Source organism: Streptomyces sp. 13-12-16 (genome assembly GCF_002114215.1).
GTDB lineage: Bacteria > Actinomycetota > Actinomycetes > Streptomycetales > Streptomycetaceae > Streptomyces.
In genome coordinates this window covers 9,129-9,335 of sequence record NZ_NCTE01001513.1, presented here as the reverse complement: position 1 = coordinate 9,335, position 207 = coordinate 9,129, and the positions used below count along the sequence as shown (strand labels likewise).

Annotated in this window: 1 protein-coding gene; it reads right to left on the bottom strand. The window is 69.1% G+C overall.

All coding sequences use genetic code 11. The features are described from left to right. On the bottom strand, positions 1 to 207 hold a 207-nt coding region (locus tag B7767_RS47625; RefSeq protein WP_256923821.1), incomplete at both ends, for a hypothetical protein.

Below are 207 nucleotides of genomic sequence, written 5' to 3'. Positions count from 1 at the left end.
TCGATCGGATCACCCAACGTCGTGCCCGTACCGTGCGCCTCCACCACATCCACATCACCGGCGGACAGCCCCCCACTGGCCAACGCCTGCCGGATCACCCGCTGCTGCGACGGACCATTCGGCGCCGTCAACCCGTTCGACGCACCATCCTGGTTCACCGCACTGCCCCGCACCACGGCCAGCACCCGATGCCCAAGACGCCGCGCA